The following is a 20,585-nucleotide window of genomic DNA, read 5'->3' on the forward strand; positions in this document are numbered from 1 at the left end:
CTAAGATTCTGAACCCAAAAATGATGAAGATATGAAAAGCACAAAAATTATCGGCATGGGACATTATGTGCCGGACAATGTGGTGACCAACCAGCAACTTGAGCCTCTAATGGATACCAATGATGCCTGGATTCAAGAAAGGACCGGCATTAAGGAAAGACGTCATATCGTCCCAGGCAGTGAAGATACGACATCAACAATGGCTACCAAGGCTGCTCATATGGCGATAGCAAATGCAGGTGTTCAGGTAGATGATATCGACTTTATTGTTTTTGCTACCTTGAGTCCGGATTATTACTTTCCCGGACCGGGTGTTATGCTTCAAAAGCAATTGGGCTTCAAAAAAGAGATTGGTGCAATTGACATTAGAAATCAATGCTCCGGATTCGTTTATGGGATTTCAGTAGCAGATCAGTTTATTAAAACTGGTATGTACAAAACGGTACTCGTGGTGGGTAGTGAAGTACACAGCGGAGGACTCGACTTCACCACACGAGGTCGAGGAGTATCGGTGATATTTGGAGATGGGGCGGGTGCAGCTATCCTGCAGGCTACGGACGAAAGCGAAAAAGGAATCTTGTCTACCCATTTACATTCAGAAGGGCAACATGCCGAAGAGCTTTCATTGATTGGCCCTTCAACCACGGACTGGGTGCCAAACTACATTAATCGTAATGACCCGGACGATATTCGCTACTATCCTTATATGAATGGGAACTTTGTTTTCAAGCATGCCGTAGTGCGATTTCAGCAAGTGATTCATGAAGCACTAGTTCAAAATGGATATGAGGCAGGCGATATAGATATGCTTATCCCTCACCAGGCCAACTTACGAATTAGCCAGTTTATTCAAAAACAAATGAAGCTTAGGGACGATCAGGTATTCAACAACATTCAGAAGTATGGAAATACCACGGCAGCTTCTATACCTTTAGCATTGAGCGAAGCGATACAAGAAGGTAAGGTAAAAGAAGGGGATTTGGTTTGTCTGGCAGCTTTCGGTAGTGGCTTTACCTGGGCTTCCGCACTGATCCGTTGGTAAAAATAATTTTGATTTAGGCATAACCTAGCACGTTAATTGTTTGCTTTGCGCCAAACGACTCTAGATTATATGCATTTGAAAAAATGTACATTCGTCTTGCTGGTAATTACTCTTGTACCATATATGGTCGAGGCTCAAAATTTTTATAAGGAAGTATCCACCGATTCTACTTTTTTAGAAAAAGGCAAGCTTGTCAATGGTGTACGCGAAGGCCAATGGACTTTCGAACGTAGAAAGGATGGAGCTGTTATCACTGGATTTTATACAAACGGTCAGCCGGACAGCGTTTGGTACAAGTTCTACAATTATGTGGCGGTAGAGGCGATCCTTCTTAAGGATGCAAAGAAAACGGGCCCTTACAAAACCTACGATAGATATGGAAAGATTGTCACGTCTTCCAATTTTGAAAATGACGTATTGAATGGTACTTATTTTGAATACTATGACAACGGGCAAGTAGGACTTTCCGGATTTTATGATCAGGGAAAGAAAGATAGTACATGGACGGAGTATTCTGCATTAGGCAATAAGAGTTTTGAACAGTTTTATTCGAACGATTTGCCAGTGGGTACCTGGAAGTACTATCATCCCAATGGTAGGGTAGCTCGGACTGAGTCCTACAAATCAGGTTTACTCAACGGCAGCGTTGAAGAATTCCATCAAAACAAGAATAAAACTCTTTCAGCGAATTATAAAAATGGGCTGCTAAATGGGAAGTACAACGAGTACTACAAGAATGGCTCTTTAAGTGTTGAAGGAAGCTACAAAAATAACCTGAAGACGAGCACCTGGGTCAGCATGTCACCAGATGGAGTGATGTTTTCAATTGGTGAGTACCTGGCCGGACTGAAGCAAGGACTTTGGAAATATTTTTACAAGTCAGGTGCAATCCAATCCGAGGGGAAGTACAAAAATGATTTGAAAGACAGTCAGTGGATTGATTATTATGAATCAGGAAAATTAAAATCTATTGGTTCATACATATCAGATTTAAGGAATGGACTTTGGGGACATTTCTATGAAAATGAGCAGTTGATTCAAGATGAAAATTGGAAACATGGACGTCTGATGGATGTAAGCGAGTACTTTTCGGAGCAGGGAGAAGTTTTGCCGAAAGGCTCTTTGGTGAAGGGGAATGGTACAAGAAACATCTATTTTGTCAATGGAGAATTGCAAATCAAGGAAACCTATCAAAATGGTTCACCACATGGTGCTTGGACAACGTATCACGACAATGGCAATCAAGCCTCTGAGGAGTTCTATGATAACGGCGAGCCTGCCGGGCGATGGAAATACTATAATCGTAAAGGCAAACTCAAAAGAACTAGGAGCTTTTGATCTTAATGAGCATTACGGTAGCAACAGACTGAGCCCGTTGTTTAGCCAACTCAGCTTTTTGTCCTGAAAAAAATTCATCCACTGTCTGACAAAAAACAGCTACCCATCGATCAAAATGCTCTTTTGTCATTGGCGATTTTTCATGCATCGCCAAATGTGGAGTTATCGGGTTACCCTTGTATTTGGCCTGATGAAAAAGAGTGGTTTCCCAGAAGTCTGCAATTTTTGGAATATGATGATCCAGGTCTAATGCTACTACCTCAGTAAAGAAATATCCGATAATTGGATCAACCATAATTTTCTTGTAAAACTGAAGAATTAGCTGATCAATGTCTTCCCTGGTTTGAATGTCCTTCATAGTCGTGAGATTGCCCAAAGTTAATCTCGAACTCTGGACAATCCATTCTAAACCACTACTATTCCAATCTTATTTGGGAGTTTTTGGGATAAATTTCAATCCAAACCACATCAGGTAGCTGATCACAAAGATGATCATCCCATAGATGGTGGTAATTGATGAAACCCTTATGCCACCGGCCAGTATGGTTGACGAAACTGATTCTACTGTGCTGAGATGTTGTAAAGCACTATAAAGCCCAATGAATTGACCCAAAAGTCCAAATACTAAGGCGAAAAGCCCAACCGATTTGATTAAACTTATTTGACTTTCATCGGTAGTTTTTTTCATCAAGTGGAAAATGAAAATGCCGCAGTTTGTTCCAAGTATGATGGTAAGAATGCTCATGAATAGGATTCCTCCTTCAAATAATAAATTAATCATGTTGTTAATTTTTTAGTTAATATAATATTTGCCTCAAAGCTAAAGGGAGGCGTGTTCGGCACCTAGGTAGAATCCGTCGCTAAATAGGTCACTTGTCGACAAATCGCTTAACTGTGAATATATTTAGCGAATTTTGAAAGAAAAAATCAATGACGATTAAAGGGCATGGGGCGTTTTGGGCGGCCGCATATTTTATACTGATCTTATTATATACAAACGCGTTTGAGAGTTATCTCTATTCTATCTATTTTATTACTATACTTTTCCCTGTTGTAATTGCTACGGCCTATTTTTTTAATTTCTATTTAGTCCCCAATTATCTAATTACCGGCAGAAAGGGGAAGTTTGTACTCTACTTCATCTACACACTGATTGTATCTGCTCACCTGCAGATTATTATGATTTTTCTGGCCTTTATCTACTTGGCCAACTACCAGGTGAAGGCGATGCATCCTTCTATCCTGGATGTGTCGAAATTAAGTATGACACTGTATGCCATTGTGTTTAGCCAGGGATTTCTTATTCTACTAAGAAAGTTCAAACGTTCTGAATCTCAGGTGGAAGAATTGAAGACCGAGCAGACAAAATCGAAAGAGGGCTTCCTAATTGTGCGGTCAGAAAGACGAAACAAAAAAGTTCTTCACAAGGAAATACGATATATAGAGAGTCTTTCTGATTACGTAAAGGTTCATACTACAAATACTGATTCTCCCATTATCACCAAGGCCAAGATCAGCCACATTGAATCGGAGCTTACCCAGAACTTTGTAAGAATTCACCGATCTTTTGTGGTGAACCTTAACCATGTATCATCATTCAATGCAGAACATATCATCATCGACGATGATCAATTGCCTATTAGCAGGAGCTATAGAGATAGAGTGAAAGAGATTTTACATCATTCTGCATAAATCTGTCTCAAATGATGATTCATATGAACAATATAGTCTTCCATCAAAAATTGTAATGTAGGGGTCTCGTCTTTCACAGGTATTGTTTTTTGCAAATCGGCATCCCAGGTTTTTTTCCAAACTCGTGCAATTTGTAAATTCAGCGATTGCCAAAGTGTTTTGATCGAGGCTAAATCCTGGTGCTGATAATCATTGGCTTTTACCCAAAAATCCTGCTCATAGTACAGATTGGTTTGATCGCCATGCTGTACCCTCACAAATCGCTGTATGTTGTTCAAAGCAGAATCCGTCAAATGGCCTAGGATTTCCTTTTTACTCCATTTTTCAGGTGAAGGTTTTTTTGCCCAGTATTCTTCCGGTATGGTTTCAAATTGCTTCAAGGAGTCTTGAATGATTTGAGAGAGTTCGGTTGCTAAATTTTCGGTCATAATGATTTGGTTTTTCTCCAATCAAATATGACCGGATTAAAAAACAAAAAAGCATTCAATCCATGAAAGGATCGAATGCTATCGAACGATATTATGCAAGGTTGCTATTCTGGTTTCATCAGCAACTGCTTCAGGGAGAAGATGTGAAAGTAGTAAGCAATGGGGACCAGAATGGCAGGTAGAAAAATAACCGGAAACATGGCCACCTCGGTGTTGGCCGGTTCATTCATAAAAACTCGCAGAGGCGTAGGCATGGACAAAACTGCAATAACGAGGATATTGACTAATAGAGCTAACCCGAAGATGTTCCAACCTATAGCCAGTTTTTTGTTGAATTTTCCATTGGCGAAAGCCAGGTAGGCAATCAGAGGTGCAGTAAGACCAATCAAAATGTCAAAGTTTCGACCTTCAAACGTCATTTGAATGGGGGTGATTTCGGCCAGCAGCAACATCCAAAGTAACAATTCAACAGGAATTCGAAATAAATGAATGTTGATGAGATGTTGCGGCGGAATGGCCTTCAGAATATGACTGGTGGTTTTAGATCTCAGAATAAAAACAAGAGCTATTACGGGAATGACAACGAAGATGGCCGGCCTTGGAGGAAGTGTATCGAAGTTAGCGCTGAACCCTGTGAGTGATGCAATAGAAACAACAGCAATCCAAACACCAAGCCCTATCCAGTAATTGCGTAGAATGGATTTACGCTTCGTTTCCTCAAAATTCCTCAGACCCACTTTAAGACCACGATAAATGACAATCAAACAGGTGGCTGATAGTACAACGAAGGATATTTGTACAAAAAGATGATAGTTCATGACAAACGATTTTAGTTATACATCAAAACTAAGGTGTCATGGTATTTTTTGCGATGACCAAAATTGCTAACTATTCGCTATTGTGCTTGGCCTCTGACCAGTCAACTGATAGACCATTCGGCTTAAAGAACTGCCGTTTTCGATTCCAACGAGCTGGGCTATTAAGTAAAGTGGCAACTTGTTTTGTTTGATCAATTCTGTTGCTTTTTGCAGACGTACATGTTTGATGTACTGGTGCGGAGACAAACCAAAAACAGATTTGAAAACTCTGAGAAAGTGAAATTTGGAAAGCATAGCTACCTCGGCCATTTGATCCAGGGTAATAGGTTCGGTAAAATGGGCATGAATGAAATCAACTGCCAGATAAATTCGTCTAACCAATTCCTCCTTGGTGGAGGATTTCAAATTTAAAATATTGGTAATTTGAGTGAGGTGCTTGTTGCCAGTGATGAGTAAATAATTCAGCAATTCGTAAAGCGAATTTTCCTTCTCTTCATTCCCATAGGAAAATTCTGCCTTTTGAACCAGAGCATTGAACATGGCTGTCCTAAAGTTGGATTTGATAGCAAGATTAAAATCAATGGAAGAACTTTTAATATCCGCTAATAAGACTTCATCGTTTTTAGATAATGAATGAACAGTGTCTTGGAAAATTTTCTCCCCAAAGTGAATATTGAAAGTTTCTGTCGAACACCTGTCATCAATAAGTAAGTCATAGTGCTGTTCATTATTGCTAACCACATACGTGTCATTGTGGATGGACACTGTTTTTTTATCACAAGTAATTTCGCTACTCCCTGATTTGTTTAAAAATAAAGAAAAGGGTCCTTTGATATCCTGACGCTCGACATGATGAGTTTTTACGTTTAGAATTGCTGTAGGCCATCCTGTGTTGGGTAGAGGCTTATTGTCCCATGACCGCTTTTCGGCGAAATTATCTGTGATGGCATTTTTGAGCCAATTGATATCGGGAAATTCTTTTAATAGCATCTGATCAAAGATACGTACGAAAATTTATCACTTGAGATTTAACATCCCTTCTTATCATGGGATCTAGGATGGTGTTTATTTTATTCCCGAAGGCTCCGGCTTTTTTTACAGCCAAAACCTGATGCTAATGACTACAAATATGGTGGCCCAGATACTCCAGGTCTTAGACAATCTATCTCATAGAACACATACTAACCGAATGAGAATACGATTCGTTATTTGTCGATATCAGCATCCAGCGCATTATTTATTTTTTTTGTTATAGACTCTAGCTCGTGAGCGGCATTTTTTATGTTGGCGTTAACTTCAGAAATTTCTTGGCTAGAGAGTGTGTCAGAGTCATAAAGGTTTACGAGACCTAAGATGCGGACAATGGGAGCGCGAACTTTATGCGAATTTAAAAAGGCATATTCCTTGATCTTCTGATTAATCATGGTAATTCTATTGGTTCTTTTCACTACTTTTTCTTCCAGATGATCATTGATTTCCTGCAATTGATCGTTGGCGGTTCGTATTTCTTCCTGAGCTTCTTCCAGTCGTTTATTTTTTTCTTCTAATTCAGTTTTTTGTTCGTCTATGACTCGTGTTCTGACCAAAACTTTTTTGTCAAGCCAAGCACGCTGTTTTCTGAGTTTTCTTACTCTCAATCGGTGAATCGCCAGGATACCAAGAGTGGTCAGTACAAACAATAAGAACTTAAACTCTCCTGTCATCCAAAATGGAGGTACTACAATTATCTTAAGTTGCCTGGCCGGATCATCAGGATTAAATATTCCATTGGATGTTTTTACTTTGAAATAGTATGTGCCAGGACTTAAATTAGTATAAGTAGCTGTTCGCTTGTACCCTACTTCGTTCCAGTTTTCGTCAAACCCTTCGAGTTTATAACTGTATTTATTTTTATCAGCGTCTGAGTAGTCCATTGCCGTATAAGAAATGGAAAATACGTTTTGGTGATAATCTAGAGACAAGGTGTCCAGAAATTGTATTTGTTTGCTGAGTACGGCATCCTTTGCTGGGGTCTGGGGTTCGTTGAATAAAGAAAAGTTGGTGAGTTCTACTCCGGGGTTTTCTATAATGCCCACGACTTGATTGGGGTCGATTCTGTTAAAACCATTGTTGCCACCAAAAAGAAAATCACCATTGCTACAAGAGTAACAAGCCCTGTCACGGAAAGTATGACTCTGAATATTATTGTCATTTCCAAACTGAGTAAATGTTTTTTCCCTCTGATCATAGAGAGCAAGACCATTGGAAGTGCTGATCCAAACTCTATTCGTTTCATCTACCAGTAGGCAGGCAATCATGTTGGAGGGTAAACCATTTGAAATATCGAAGTTCTCAAAATTTTCGAGTTCAAAAGAGAATTTGCTCAATCCTCCATACGACCCGACCCAAAGCATTCCATTTTTGTCCTGAACCATGGACACTATGGTGTTTGAAGGAAGGCTTTTTTGGTTGCCAGGTTCGTGCACATAGTTTTTAATAAACCTTCTTTCATTTAGATCAAATATATGAATGCCTGTAGTGGAAAGAACCCATAAATTATTTTCTACTTGAACGATTTGTCTAATTCTGGCAGTAGTTTCAAATTGATTAAGTGGATGTTCAAACTTTTGAAAAGTATCTGTTTCAGGCTCGTATAAATAGATGAAATTCCATTGCCCGACCCAGAGATTTTTTTCAGAATCAATGAAGGGAGTATGTCTGGTGGTTATTCTTTCCAGATTTCCTTCATAATCCAAAGGGTAATCCTGGTAAAAACGAGCTTCATTATTATTTATATCATAGTGAATAAGTCCATCGAAAAAAGTGCCTATCCACAAGTTGTTTTTGCTGTCAAAAATCAGGGATCTGATATTGGTTTGGGTAATGTCGTACTGATATGTTTTGGATTTTGGATCATAAATATTTAGTCCACCCCGGCTGGTTCCTATATATAGTTTTCCATCGGGTCCTTCAGTAAAGGCATTGATGATATTAGAGTTGATGGACAAATTGCCCAAATTCGATTGTCTCGTAAGTCGAAATGATTCCTGATTTTGGGAATAAAAATTAAGGCCTCCCGAGTAGGTACCTATCCATCTGTCGCCGACCTGGTCAACAAACAACGCATGTATAGAGTTGTCGGATAGACTAAATGGGTCGCTGGGATTATGACTGATTCGATCCACGAATGATTTTTTTTCTAAATCAAAAACAAAAATTCCCTTATATCCTGACACCCAAATAGAATTACCCAATCCTTTGGTTATGTTTCTTCCTTCGAAAGACGTTTTCTGAGTGTTTTTCTTTAGCACATTTTGGAATTGTTCTACTTTCTGTGCGCCTAAACGGTATCGGAATGTCGATTCTCGAGTGGTAAGCCAGATGTCATTGTTTTCATCTTGGTAGAGATCAGAGACATTTTTTATCTCCAGATTTTTTGTATGCAAATTTTGTTTCGATAAACGGTATGAAGTGTCTGTTTTTACAAGGTTGAATAGTCCCGAACCACCTCCTACCCATACATCGCCATTGTTGATTTTAAGTATAGTGACGAATATTTGATTTTCTTTTATGTCTTGATTGGGAGTTATCTGCACACGGCTAACTTCACGGTCACCCTTGCCTAAATAGAACAAGCCAAATTCAGAGGCAATCCAGAGTGTGCCGTTGTTGTCTAAAGCCAAATCATGTATTGTCCAGTTGGATTGGTTAGCATTCGGTATTCCGAATGATTGAAATACGTCTTTTTTTTGCTTATATAAGCATAACCCATCAGCTGTTCCAATCCAAATGTCATGATCTGTACCACCAGTTATTACTTGTATCGAATTATTTGGTAGCGTGGTAGAATCCCATGGATTGTGATAATAGGTAGTGAAATTATGCCCATCAAATAGATTTAAACCATTGCGGGTGCCAAACCACATGAAGTCTTTTTTGTCTTGGTAGATGGACTGGATTGTGATTTGGGAAAGTCCGTCGTCAGCACTATATCTTTTAAAGTGTAACTCCTGCGATCGACCCATTGAAGAAGACATAATTAGTCCAATGGTTAGGAGGATGGAGGATCTATTTTTTATTTGACGCACTTCTACAATTTTCTCTACTTCACTTAGTAGTTTAAAGAGCTAATTAAGATAACACCGAATATGCTCAATTGAAAGATTAATGAGTTTAATAATCTGTTCTTTTTGCGACGAAACAGGCAATTAGATATTAAGTTTTGTGTTTCATTAGAGATGATTCACTGGAATATTTTTGTTACGTTGCCAGATAATATATTCAGCTTCATTTAATTCCGGGTAGCCCCCAGCCTCTTTTCACTGCTAAAAAACGAATTCCCATCACCACTGCAACGGCAATCCAGATACTCCATGTTTCTGATAAATTGGTTTGGGTTAAACCAAAATAAAGGGCGCCTCCTGCCAAACAGGCTGTAGCATAAATCTCTTTTCTGAAAATCAAGGGAACCCTGTTAGATAATACATCTCTCAATACACCACCGAACACGGCAGAAACAGCGCCCATCATAATCGCAATGGCGGGAGACAAACCAAAAGCTAATGTTTTTTGTACACCCAGCACGGCAAACAAGCCGATCCCAATGGTGTCAAAAAGAAACATGGTTTTAGTGAGTTTCATGATCCTTATTTTAAAAAAGTAGCAAAAGATCAAAGCAGCTAGGACCACATATAAGTAGTTAGGGTCTAGCATCCAACCAACAGGTTGACTACCGATAAGCATATCTCTGAGGGTGCCACCACCTAATGCCGTTATCAATGCGATAACTGCAGACCCAAAAGCGTCCATCTTCTTTTCAGAAGCGGTAAGCGCACCTGAGATAGCGAATACAAAGGTGCCAATGATGTTGAGGGTGTAGATGAGATCCATGAGCGCAATTTAAAAAAAGAGCTGGTAGACTGTTGACCTTTTTTCCTTTCCTGACATTATAGGGCGAAATCAATTGAATTAATCAATCTAAATCAAAATTACCTTATGAAAAAAATTAGATTTATACTCGGAGTGATGTTTGTGTCATACGCTAATATCTGTTTGTCACAAAACACAAATTATGGAACGAGCACAAGCCCTTCTGGAAGATGGAATGCAAATTTTGGTGCATATGCCGGAGACATTATTTCTTCAGGAGGTGAGTACAATAGTAACTTTGGTGTATACTCCGGTCAGAGATTAAGTGCAGGGGACTATAATAGCAATTTAGGGTACGCGAGTAATTATTATAATTCTTCAGGATCACGAAACACAGCAGTAGGGGCTTTCGCCGGATATAAAAACACTGGATCTGGTAACGTCTTTATTGGCTACCAGGCAGGCTACAATCAAACCAGCACTTCAAACAGGTTACATATCGACAATTCGAGTACATCATCACCGTTGATCTGGGGAGATTTTGGAGCTAACAAATTGAATTTTAATGCCAGTGTAGGAATTGGTACTACATCGCCTTCATATAAACTGCACACCAAAGGTGATATTTATGCGGATGGAGGCTGGATGCGGGTCTCAGGACAAAGAGGCATCTACTTTCAAAGTTACGGAGGTGGTTTATATATGGTTGACGCCACATGGATCAGAACATATGGCAACAAAAGCTTTTATCATAATACTGGAACCATGCGGACAGACGGCATTTTTCAAGTTGGACCTAGTGGAAACCGTTTTTTGGTAGGAACGAACGGCAATATTGGCATGGGAGTAACGTCACCCTCCGACAAACTAGACATCAATGGAACCGTTCGGGTACGATCATTGCCAACAGGTAGCTCAATTAATAATGTGGTGGTAGCCGATGGCAACGGAAAGCTGCATATCAGAGATGCCAGCTCGATCAGTGGAGGTGTGGGAACCGATGATCAAAAAATTGATGTATTGAGTTTTTCAGGAACAACCTTGTCAATTTCATTAGAAGATGACGGAGAGGCTACCAGAACTGTGAACCTTGTTGATCTGCAGGATGGCTATGAAGCCAACACAGACGGACAAATATTATCTCTTTCAGGAAATGATCTGACCATTTCTGGAGGCAATACAATAAGCCTAAGTACTATAGATACCAATACGCAGCTTTCTGAAACCGAAGTAGATGCATTTGTGGCAGATAATGGATATTTAATTTCAGAAACAGACGACCAAACAGCCGTCGAAGTAACTTATGACAATACTACCTCAGGTTTAACAGCTGCAAACACGCAAGACGCAGTTGATGAGGTGGTTAATTTGATCAACTCCAAACAAGGTAGCCGGTGGACAGAAACCAATGGAAATATTTCTTATGCGGATAGTGTGAGCATTGGTACGACAGATGTGGCGAAAGGCTATCTGCTTTCTGTTGCTGGTAATGCCATCATGGAAGAGGTTAACGTAAAACTAAAGATAGAATGGCCAGATTATGTATTCGAAGAGAGCTATGAACTTCAATCTCTGGAAGAAACAGAAAATTACATCTCAAAAAATAAGCATCTTCCCAATGTCCCATCCGCACAAGAAGTAGAGGATGAAGGAATCAACCTGGGTGCTATGAACGCTGCTTTGCTTAAAAAAGTGGAAGAGTTAACGCTTCACCTCATCGATCAGAATAAGAAAATTGAAACATTGCTGGAGCGTGTGGATGAGCTGGAAGCCGGAAATTAATTGATCATTTCTAAACCTTAGAAAAATGAAAAAGATACAATTAATTCTAGTCCTTAGTTTGCTCTATGCAGTGGGTTTCGGACAAATCGTGGAAACTCACCTGTCAGGAGATAAAAGTGCTTATGAAGGCAAGTCCTATGATGTTGTGCATGACTTGAAGTTGCTTCCAGGTTTCCAGGCTCGGGCAGCCATCGAGGGTGATTTTAGGGCGAGGTATCATGACTATTACGTAAACCCCGAGCCAGGAGAAACAGTAGATATAAATGCCTCTAACATTACTATTACCTTGAAGGATATTGCGGATGTAACCACAGTTCCGGATGGGATTACCATAATAGGGAGTGTCTCTGGAGCGATATCTGGAACCTGGAGTCAGGTTGGAAGAACCTTGACTTTTACAGCAGATAGCTATTATGCCTCAGGAGAGCAGATTAGCGTTACTGTGAACGGTCAGCTTCTTAATCTGGTCGGACAGACTATTCATTCAGGTTTCAGCACACAGTTTGATATTCATCGTGTAACCTATGTGCCAGATGATAATTTCGAATTGGCACTGGCAGCCTACGATAATTTTCCTCTTGAGAATTATGTGTATACATCTGATATTGAATCAGAAGCAACACTAGATGTACGATCAAAAGGTATTCAGGATCTTCGGGGTATTGAAGGGTTTAGTAATTTACAAATACTAAGATGCTCTAATAATTCACTAACAAATTTGGACTTAACGTCTAATTTAAATTTGATAAAATTGGAATGTGAACAAAATCAGCTCACAGATATTAATCTATCTACTAATGCGGTGTTGAATGAGTTAAATTGTTCGGATAATCAATTGTCCAATATAGATTTAACCATCAACACGGATTTAACAAGACTTGTCTGTAGTCAAAATCAATTGACGAATTTGAATTTGTCACTCAACACAGCGTTAAATTATATTAGATGTCAGAATAACTTAATAACTACTCTGGATCTATCTAATATTTCTGACCTCACCTCACTGTATGGGGATTATAACCTAAATTTAGGCTGTATTCAAGTCAGTGCTGCACAACTCGCCAGTATTCCAACAGGCTGGAGAAAAGATGACGGTGTAATTTATAACTTGGACTGCAACGGCCTTGCCAAAACCTATATCCCTGATGATAACTTTGAGCAGTACTTTATTGATCTAAATCTGGATAGGTCATTGGATGACTCTATATACACTGTCAATATTCAGGATTTTACTACGCTTGATATTAGAAATGCCAATATTGCAGATTTAACAGGAATTGAAGACTTTGTCTCATTAAAAAATCTGGATTGCGCGAGTAACCAATTAGCGAGTTTAGATGTTTCATTTAACACAGCTTTGGAAGACCTTGATTGCGCTTATAACAATGGTTTGACGAGCTTGAATTTATCAAACAATTTGGCCCTAACTACGATGAATGCAATCGGGAGCAATTTGAGTTGCATTGAGGTAACCCCAGCTCATTTAGCAGCAATTCCTTTAGGTTGGAATAAGGACCCCGGAACAATCTATAGTTCAGATTGTAATGGCATAGCCAGAACTTATGTGCCGGATGATAACTTTGAGTTGAGATTGATAGAGTTGGGATACGATTGGGGCTTGGATGATTATGTGATTACGCAAAACGTAAGCAATATTACAAGCTTTGCTGTTTCGAATAGAAATGTTCAGAGTCTTACTGGAATTGAAGACTTCATGGCCTTAACATATTTGTATTGTGGAGGTAATCAAATAACACATCTGGATCTCTCCTCCAACGTAAATTTGGATACTTTATACAGTCAGGGGAATCAATTAACTAGTCTTGATCTGTCAGCTAATTTAGCCTTGGAAACACTATATTGTAACGCTAATGATTTAACTAGCCTGACTTTATCCAACAACGCCAATTTGACAAGAGTGAGATGTGATAACAATACCAACCTTCTATGCATAGAAGTAAATCAGGATCAGCTTAATGATGCTCCTACTAATACATATTGGCAGAAGGATGCCGGAGCCTCTTACAATTTAGATTGTAGTACACCATCTGCTAGATTAGGAGAAGACCGGGAGGAATCAGAAGAAGTTGAAATCTTTAAGACTAATATTGCCCTCTATCCCAACCCCGCTCAGGACTATTTTATCCTGGACATGGGTGAATTGGGGTACTCTCAGCTAGAAATTTTTGACCTGATAGGCAACAGAATCATGAAGCCTATAAAACTAACGGCTGGTGAAAATATGATTATGACCGAAAAGCTACCAACCGGATTTGTATTACTAAGAGTAAGTGGTCAGGATCATACGCAAACGATCAAACTTCTCGTTGAATGATCAATTAAGAATAGATTATAGATTATGTGAAAGGCATCTACTGATAAAGGGATGCCTTTTTTTATTCCCCAAACACCTCCAAAAATTTGAATTCCTCCCCATCAAAAAAGCCCAGGTCGCTCATTTTGGCTTTTGGGATCACGAGCAAAGCCATAAAGGATAAAGTCATAAATGGTGAATTCAGAGGCGACCCAAGAGATTTAGCAAAAGCGTCAATAGTAGAATATTCCTCTGCGACTTCGTATCCATCCTTCTCGGACATGATGCCTGCCACGGGTAATTCGAGCAGCATTTCTTTATCGTTTCCAACAGCCGAAACCCCTCCTTTGGCTTCAATGATCAGATTGACCGCTTTGGCAATAGATTCATCATCTACACCCACAGCGATGATGTTGTGTGAGTCATGGCCAACTGAAGAGGCAATCGCGCCGGATTGAAGTCCAATATTCTGGATGAACCCGACGGCAGGTGCGGCCTCCAGATAGCGATTAACGACAGTGATTTTTAGAATGTCCTGGTCAATGTTGGTTTGATTGGAATTGTCAATCAAAGCAGCGTCAAAAGACAGCAGGTTTGTGATCAATTGGCCATCCAGTGCTTCCATCACTTTCATTTTTTGCCCGGCAATAGCTACTTTGAACTGCTCTGTCGTTTTAGGGTTGCAATCGAAGTTATTGACAATCTTATTTTCGCTACTATGAATTTTGGTTTCTCCTTTTTCAGCCACAAGTTCTCCATTGATTCGGGTTTGAAGAATATTGAACTCTTCCAGATTATCGATTACAATAAAATCAGCCGGATCACCTTCTTGAAGGAGTCCTACATTCATGCTGTAGTGTTTAACCGGATTGATGCAAGCAGCTTGCAACACTTTGTACAAATCATTACCCTTGGCTAAAGCTCGTTTGACGAGTAGATTGATATGTCCATCTACCAGATTATCCGGATGCTTGTCGTCCGAGCAAAACATGATGTTTTCGAAATACTCATCGAGCAGGAGAATCAAAGCTTCAAAATTTTTGGCGGCACTCCCTTCTCTGATCAATATTTTCATGCCGCACTTCAATTTGTCCAACGCTTCTTCTGAAGTGAAACATTCGTGATCCGTACTGATACCGGCGGCAACGTAAGTTTTTGCCTGTTCCCCTTTCAGCCCGGGCGCATGACCATCAACTGGCTTACCTTGAGCCTTGGCCTTTGCTATTTTGGCGAATACAGTTTCATCATTAAATAAAACACCAGGCCAGTTCATCATTTCGGCCAAATAATTGATTTCGGGCTTTTTAAGTAAATATTCTACGTCATCGACATCGATTTCCGCACCAGCGGTCTCGAAAGTAGTTGCAGGCACACATGATGGGGCCCCAAAATGAAATTTGAAATTGACCTGCTTGCCGTTGTCTATCATGTATTCAACACCTTCTACTCCCAAAACATTGCCAATTTCATGAGGATCAGAGATAGTACCGACCGTACCGTGAACTACCGCCAATCGAGCAAATTCGGAAGGTACAAGCATGGAGCTTTCTACATGCACATGTGCATCTACAAATCCTGGCAAGATATATTGATCCGGGGCTGACACAACCTTTTCTATTTTATTAACAATGCCGTTTTCAAAATGGATAGTGGCAGGATAAATCTCTTGATTGAGTATGTCTATATACTGTCCGGATACCTGGGTCATTTTTTAGTTTTATTTTTCAAGAATGAAGTCAATTCACCATTAACTCATTGAACCAATGAATCATTGAATCATTGAATCCTTAAATTAAGGAAACAATGAGTCAATAAATGGATATCTGCCTAATTGATTGATTCCTTAATTCATTAAACCACTAATTCATTGTCTCAATAAGTCTCAGTTGTATATTTTTGCGGCAAGTTTGCTGCCGGCTATAAGCACAGACCGCTGAAAACGTAAAAACAGATGAAAATTAAGTATCTGACAAAACAGGCTATTTTAAAATTTATTGATGCCGCACTGAAGGAGGACATCGGGGATGGGGATCATAGTACATTAGCGGCGATCCCGGAAGAGTTGCAACAGGAAGCGAAGCTTTTGATCAAGAGTGATGGAGTGATTGCTGGATTGCAACTGGCAGAATGGATTTTCAAAAGATTTGATGCTGAGTTAGAAGTGGATTTGCTCAAAGAAGACGGAGACATAGTTTCAGAAGGAGAAATTGGACTTATAGTCAAAGGAAAGGCCAGGTCAATTCTTTCTACAGAGCGGTTGGTACTCAACTGTATGCAGCGAATGAGTGGCATAGCTACCTATACCCGAGATTTAGCTGATATGATCAAACATACGCATGCCAAATTACTCGATACGCGAAAGACAGGACCTAACTTCAGAATTTGCGAGAAGTGGGCTGTGAGTATTGGAGGAGGTGAGAACCATCGATTTGGATTGTACGATATGGTGATGTTGAAGGATAATCATGTAGACTATGCCGGAGGAATCAAAGAGGCCGTAAAACGAACAAAAAAGTATCTGGCCGAAAAGGACAAAGACCTGAAAATAGAAGTAGAAACGAGAAACCTTGACGAAGTGAAGGACGCATTAGAGGCTGGTGGAGTAGATGTGATTATGCTGGACAATATGCTGCCGTCCGCCATGCGAGAAGCAATTCAGCTGATCGGTGGTAAATGTAAGACAGAGGCTTCGGGAGGGATCACGGAAAAGAATATTAAGGAGATGGCAGAGACGGGAGTAGATTACATTTCGGTAGGGGCCCTCACCCACTCCTATACCAGTTTAGATATTAGTTTGAAAGCAGTAAAGTAGAATAGGAATGAACGTTAAGACTAAGAAGTATCAAATGACCACCGGGACTTATGTAAAGTTGGCATTTGGCAATTTGATTAAAGACCAGTGGTGGGTTCTATTGATTTATTTGGCGATTTGTGCAGGTTATTTTTGGATACCTAATCATTGGTGGATTACAGGAGCGAGTATTGCTTTGACTTTGTATATTTTGTTTTGGCTGATCCAATTTGCCGGTATTTCTCAATTAGAACAAGGTAAGTTTATGTTTGAGAAACTGAGCTATGAAATCAATAGTCAACAGATTCTGATCAAACTCAATAGCAAACAAGGTATGCCGATGAAGTGGGACACCATAAAAAGAGCCAAGGCAGCCAAGGACTATTTTCTGTTCACAGTCAACAAGGCGCAACATATTCATCTTCCACACCGAATCTTTAATTCAAATAACGAAATCAAATTCGTAGAGACCATCTTGAAAAGAAAAGGGTATATCAAGGAGTAATTCGGATACGAAGGAATAAGAAACCACATTAGCTACCTAATGTGGTTTTTTTGTGGTAAGGAAATCAATTCAGTATTTTTTAATTTCACTTCAAAGAAATACTCTTTGCAAGAACATAAAAAACCAAAGCGTCATACCCCAAAAGAAGCCAAACTAAAGGCTGCGAATTTCTGTGCCTACCAGGAACGGTCCCAAAAAGAAGTACGAAACAAACTTTATGATCTGGGCCTATACCCAAACGAGGTAGAAGAGGTTTTGTCCGAGCTAATTACTGATAACTTCATCAATGAAGAGAGATTTGCCAAGGCCTATGTTGGGGGGAAATTTCGTGTAAAGAAGTGGGGCCGAAAAAAAATACTAATCGGGCTTGGGCCGCATCAATTATCACCTTATTGCATTAAAAAGGGCCTGGCCGAAATAGATGAAGAAGAGTATATCCAAACACTAGAAGAGCTAATTACCAAAAAGGCTGAATCGCTGCGTGAATCGGATAGTTTTAAAAAGAGGAACAAAGTAGCCTCACACGCTATGTACAAAGGCTTTGAGGCTGATTTGGTTTGGGATGTCGTGAAGCGAATTGTGGACTGAACTTTTAGGACAAAAATAAAGTTTACACAAAAAGCACATCATCCAATTGTTGACTATTTACTATCTTAACACGCCAAATTAGAAGTCTAAATTTTAATGGATATAAAACCAGCAGTTCTTCAGATTTTTGATCAATTGACCTTAGTCCTTGAAAACCTGAGCAACGACGAATATAGCAAAGCCTCCGAAGTGCTTCATGACAATTCCATCGGTCAGCATATGCGTCACACCTTAGAATTCTTCACCTGTTTATTCAAGGGATTGTCAACGGGCGTGGTCAACTATGACCGCAGAGAACGTGATGTTTTTCTGGAGAATAATACGCTTGAAGCCGTTCGGGCAATCAAAAGTCTTGGCGAACTATTGGAACACCTGAATGAAAATCAGCCATTGAAATTGGTTCGCAATGCCTACGATCAATCCTCAGACCTCACGATGGAGGTATCTACAAATTTATATCGAGAATTGATCTACAACGTAGAACATGCTGTCCATCACATGGCTCTTATTAAGATTGGTTTAAAAGAAATCAAACCGGAACTTGTTCTACCAGTCGATTTTGGAGTAGCCAGTTCTACCATGAAGCATCGTCAAGCGCAGCAGGCCAACGCTTAAAATTAAGATATGAATATTGCCGTCGAATCCAGCAATAAGGTCCGGGAGCAATCGGCTCAGGGGGAAACACTCTATGGGAAGTTGAGCACAAGCGTAGTTTGGGCAAAAATTTCTCGTTGGGAATTCTGGCCATTTTCGGTTTTCTACTTTCCAGTCATGTTTTATTGGGCCTGGCTTTCATTGAGGGCGAGATCTTTCTTCTTTTTTACGGCATCTAATCCGACCATTGAGTTTGGTGGTATGCTTGGTGAATCTAAAGACAAGATATTTAAGCTCATACCCAATCAGTACATTCCAAAGACCTATCTCTTAGATTGCGCCGTCGACCAGGCAAGTTTCCTTGAAAGGTTGCAAATTGAGGGACTTGATTTTCCATTTATACTGAAGCCGGATATAGGAGAGAGAGGCTGGATGGTAGAGCTGATAAAAGATCAAGAGGAACTGAGCGATTATTTAGCACGTATCAAGGTTGATTTTCTAGTTCAGGAATATGTGCCCTATGAAGTAGAACTAGGAGTGTTTTATTATCGCTATCCGAATTGCGATCACGGCACTGTAAGTTCCATTGTGTTGAAAGATATGCTCAGCGTAATCGGAGACGGGCGTCGAAACATCGAGGCACTGATGGACGATGATGTAAGAGCAAAAATGCATATCGAAAACCTGAAAAGGAAAAATCCCGAATTGCTGGCGGAGGTACCCAGCCGCGGAGAAAAGGTCGAGCTCAATTCGATTGGCAACCATTGCCTTGGTACCACATTTCTCAATGGCAACCACCTCATCAATGATCGATTGATCCAATTATTTGACAAAGTAAGCAATCAAATCGATGGGTTTTATTTTGGACGCTATGACTTGCGCTGCAAGTCGATAGAGGATTTGTACAACGGAAAACATTTTAAAATACTTGAACTTAATGGAGCCGGAGCCGAGCCTGCTCACATTTACCATCCGGGCTTTTCATTGATTCAGGCATATAAGGATATTATACATCACCTAAAAGTTCTGGCAGATATAAGCATACTCAATCGAAAAAAAGGTAATCCCTATTACAGTTTTCAAGAAGGCATTAGGGAAATTATAAAAATTAAAAAATACAATCAGCAAAAGGTGTCATGAGTTTGATGATCCTTTTTGGCATTGCTTTCTTCTTTAGTTTTATTGGGTCCATTCCTCCCGGTAGTATTAACATCACCACGCTGCAATACGCTCTGCAAGGGAAAAAAAAAGCTGCACTCTCGTTTGCGTTTGCCTCGGGACTAACAGAATATCTTTATGCGGGTATCGCGGTACGGTTCCAGATTTATCTCACCACAGACACGAACATTTCTCAATACTTTCAAATCATTTCGGGCTCTGTTTTGCTAATCTTGGGCGTTATCAACCTGCTAAAAAAACAAAAGGAAGTCAAACAGACTCAAATTGGAGAAAAAAGACACGCATTTAAAAAAGGTGTGCTTTTGAGTCTGGCTAATCCTCTGGCCATTCCCTTCTGGCTAATGGTGACCACCTATTTACAAAGCATGGGCTGGGTCGCGTTGACGAATCAAAACTTTTGGATTTATGTAGCAGGTGTGTCTTTCGGTACATTTGGGTTGCTAGCAGTAGTCATCCAACTTGGCAGCCGGTTTACAGCTTTTCAGGGCAACGCCTTCCTTATTTATCGTGTACCAGGTATTGTTTTCATTGGTATGGGTCTTTGGAGTTTTATCGCTTAGCCGACATTTTTAATCACTCACTATGCAACCTTGTTTCTTGAAACTTGTCAATACTACATTTAGGTATTGATTTTATAGCCTATAATTGCAATACTACATTTAGGAT

At 39.9% G+C, this 20,585-nt stretch carries 19 protein-coding genes; 11 read left to right on the plus strand and 8 right to left on the minus strand.

The features are described 5' to 3' along the window. Positions 1-31: 31 nt before the first annotated feature. Positions 32-1,042: a beta-ketoacyl-ACP synthase III gene (locus ABJD64_RS03930; RefSeq protein ID WP_348177623.1), complete on the plus strand. Its 1,011-nt coding sequence runs from the start codon at positions 32-34 to the stop codon at positions 1,040-1,042. 69 nt (positions 1,043-1,111) lie between these two features. Continuing rightward, the gene (locus tag ABJD64_RS03935) at positions 1,112-2,380 is read left to right on the plus strand and encodes a hypothetical protein (RefSeq protein ID WP_348177625.1); all 1,269 of its coding nucleotides are present in this window, start codon (positions 1,112-1,114) and stop codon (positions 2,378-2,380) included. Here ABJD64_RS03935 and ABJD64_RS03940 read toward each other — a convergent pair. Together ABJD64_RS03940 and ABJD64_RS03945 are read right to left on the minus strand one after the other, a co-directional pair. Further along, positions 2,367-2,738: a group III truncated hemoglobin gene (locus ABJD64_RS03940; protein WP_348177627.1), complete on the minus strand. Its 372-nt coding sequence runs from the start codon at positions 2,736-2,738 to the stop codon at positions 2,367-2,369. The genes ABJD64_RS03935 and ABJD64_RS03940 overlap by 14 nt on opposite strands. 69 nt (positions 2,739-2,807) lie before the next feature. Then, positions 2,808-3,161: a MotA/TolQ/ExbB proton channel family protein gene (locus tag ABJD64_RS03945; protein ID WP_348177629.1), complete on the minus strand. Its 354-nt coding sequence runs from the start codon at positions 3,159-3,161 to the stop codon at positions 2,808-2,810. A 149-nt stretch (positions 3,162-3,310) separates the two neighbouring features. Between ABJD64_RS03945 and ABJD64_RS03950 the strand changes: the two genes are divergently transcribed. Continuing rightward, positions 3,311-4,072 (plus strand): LytTR family transcriptional regulator DNA-binding domain-containing protein, encoded by a 762-nt coding sequence (locus tag ABJD64_RS03950; RefSeq protein WP_348177631.1) that lies wholly within the window; start codon positions 3,311-3,313, stop codon positions 4,070-4,072. Here ABJD64_RS03950 and ABJD64_RS03955 read toward each other — a convergent pair. From ABJD64_RS03955 to ABJD64_RS03975, 5 genes are all read right to left on the minus strand, one after another. Further along, entirely contained in the window at positions 4,060-4,500 is a 441-nt protein-coding gene (locus ABJD64_RS03955) for a DinB family protein (protein WP_348177633.1), read from the minus strand. The genes ABJD64_RS03950 and ABJD64_RS03955 overlap by 13 nt on opposite strands. A 104-nt stretch (positions 4,501-4,604) precedes the next feature. Further along, on the minus strand, positions 4,605-5,318 hold the full coding sequence (locus tag ABJD64_RS03960; RefSeq protein ID WP_348177635.1) for a hypothetical protein: 714 nt from the start codon (positions 5,316-5,318) through the stop codon (positions 4,605-4,607). Positions 5,319-5,384: 66 nt separating this feature from the next. Then, on the minus strand, positions 5,385-6,308 hold the full coding sequence (locus ABJD64_RS03965; RefSeq protein WP_348177637.1) for an AraC family transcriptional regulator: 924 nt from the start codon (positions 6,306-6,308) through the stop codon (positions 5,385-5,387). A 215-nt stretch (positions 6,309-6,523) separates the two neighbouring features. Beyond that, positions 6,524-9,334 (minus strand): two-component regulator propeller domain-containing protein, encoded by a 2,811-nt coding sequence (locus tag ABJD64_RS03970; protein WP_348177639.1) that lies wholly within the window; start codon positions 9,332-9,334, stop codon positions 6,524-6,526. A 250-nt stretch (positions 9,335-9,584) separates the two neighbouring features. Beyond that, positions 9,585-10,187 (minus strand): trimeric intracellular cation channel family protein, encoded by a 603-nt coding sequence (locus ABJD64_RS03975; RefSeq protein WP_348177640.1) that lies wholly within the window; start codon positions 10,185-10,187, stop codon positions 9,585-9,587. Positions 10,188-10,292: 105 nt separating this feature from the next. Between ABJD64_RS03975 and pilV the strand changes: the two genes are divergently transcribed. Then, positions 10,293-11,948, plus strand: coding sequence for a shufflon system plasmid conjugative transfer pilus tip adhesin PilV (gene pilV, locus ABJD64_RS03980; RefSeq protein WP_348177642.1), 1,656 nt, complete (start codon positions 10,293-10,295; stop codon positions 11,946-11,948). 25 nt (positions 11,949-11,973) lie between these two features. Then, positions 11,974-14,283: a T9SS type A sorting domain-containing protein gene (locus ABJD64_RS03985; RefSeq protein ID WP_348177644.1), complete on the plus strand. Its 2,310-nt coding sequence runs from the start codon at positions 11,974-11,976 to the stop codon at positions 14,281-14,283. 61 nt (positions 14,284-14,344) lie between these two features. Here ABJD64_RS03985 and ade read toward each other — a convergent pair whose 3' ends face one another. After that, complete coding sequence (gene ade, locus ABJD64_RS03990; protein WP_348177646.1) at positions 14,345-15,970, minus strand: adenine deaminase; 1,626 nt, start codon at positions 15,968-15,970, stop codon at positions 14,345-14,347. 243 nt (positions 15,971-16,213) lie between these two features. Between ade and nadC the strand changes: the two genes are divergently transcribed. The 6 genes from nadC (at position 16,214) to ABJD64_RS04020 (ending at position 20,479) form a co-directional block, all read left to right on the plus strand. Next, complete coding sequence (gene nadC / locus ABJD64_RS03995; RefSeq protein WP_348177648.1) at positions 16,214-17,074, plus strand: carboxylating nicotinate-nucleotide diphosphorylase; 861 nt, start codon at positions 16,214-16,216, stop codon at positions 17,072-17,074. A 7-nt stretch (positions 17,075-17,081) separates the two neighbouring features. Beyond that, positions 17,082-17,558, plus strand: coding sequence for a YcxB family protein (locus ABJD64_RS04000; RefSeq protein ID WP_348177650.1), 477 nt, complete (start codon positions 17,082-17,084; stop codon positions 17,556-17,558). Positions 17,559-17,663: 105 nt separating this feature from the next. Next, the gene (locus ABJD64_RS04005) at positions 17,664-18,146 is read left to right on the plus strand and encodes a regulatory protein RecX (RefSeq protein WP_348177652.1); all 483 of its coding nucleotides are present in this window, start codon (positions 17,664-17,666) and stop codon (positions 18,144-18,146) included. Positions 18,147-18,242: 96 nt separating this feature from the next. Further along, on the plus strand, positions 18,243-18,761 hold the full coding sequence (locus ABJD64_RS04010; RefSeq protein ID WP_348177654.1) for a DinB family protein: 519 nt from the start codon (positions 18,243-18,245) through the stop codon (positions 18,759-18,761). A gap of 9 nt (positions 18,762-18,770) precedes the next feature. Beyond that, complete coding sequence (locus ABJD64_RS04015; RefSeq protein ID WP_348177656.1) at positions 18,771-19,880, plus strand: hypothetical protein; 1,110 nt, start codon at positions 18,771-18,773, stop codon at positions 19,878-19,880. After that, the gene (locus tag ABJD64_RS04020; RefSeq protein WP_348177658.1) at positions 19,877-20,479 is read left to right on the plus strand and encodes a LysE family transporter; all 603 of its coding nucleotides are present in this window, start codon (positions 19,877-19,879) and stop codon (positions 20,477-20,479) included. Before ABJD64_RS04015 ends, ABJD64_RS04020 begins: the two co-directional genes overlap by 4 nt. Positions 20,480-20,585: the final 106 nt, after the last annotated feature.

The organism is Reichenbachiella sp. (genome assembly GCF_039944555.1).
In the GTDB taxonomy this organism is placed as follows: Bacteria; Bacteroidota; Bacteroidia; order Cytophagales; family Cyclobacteriaceae; genus Reichenbachiella.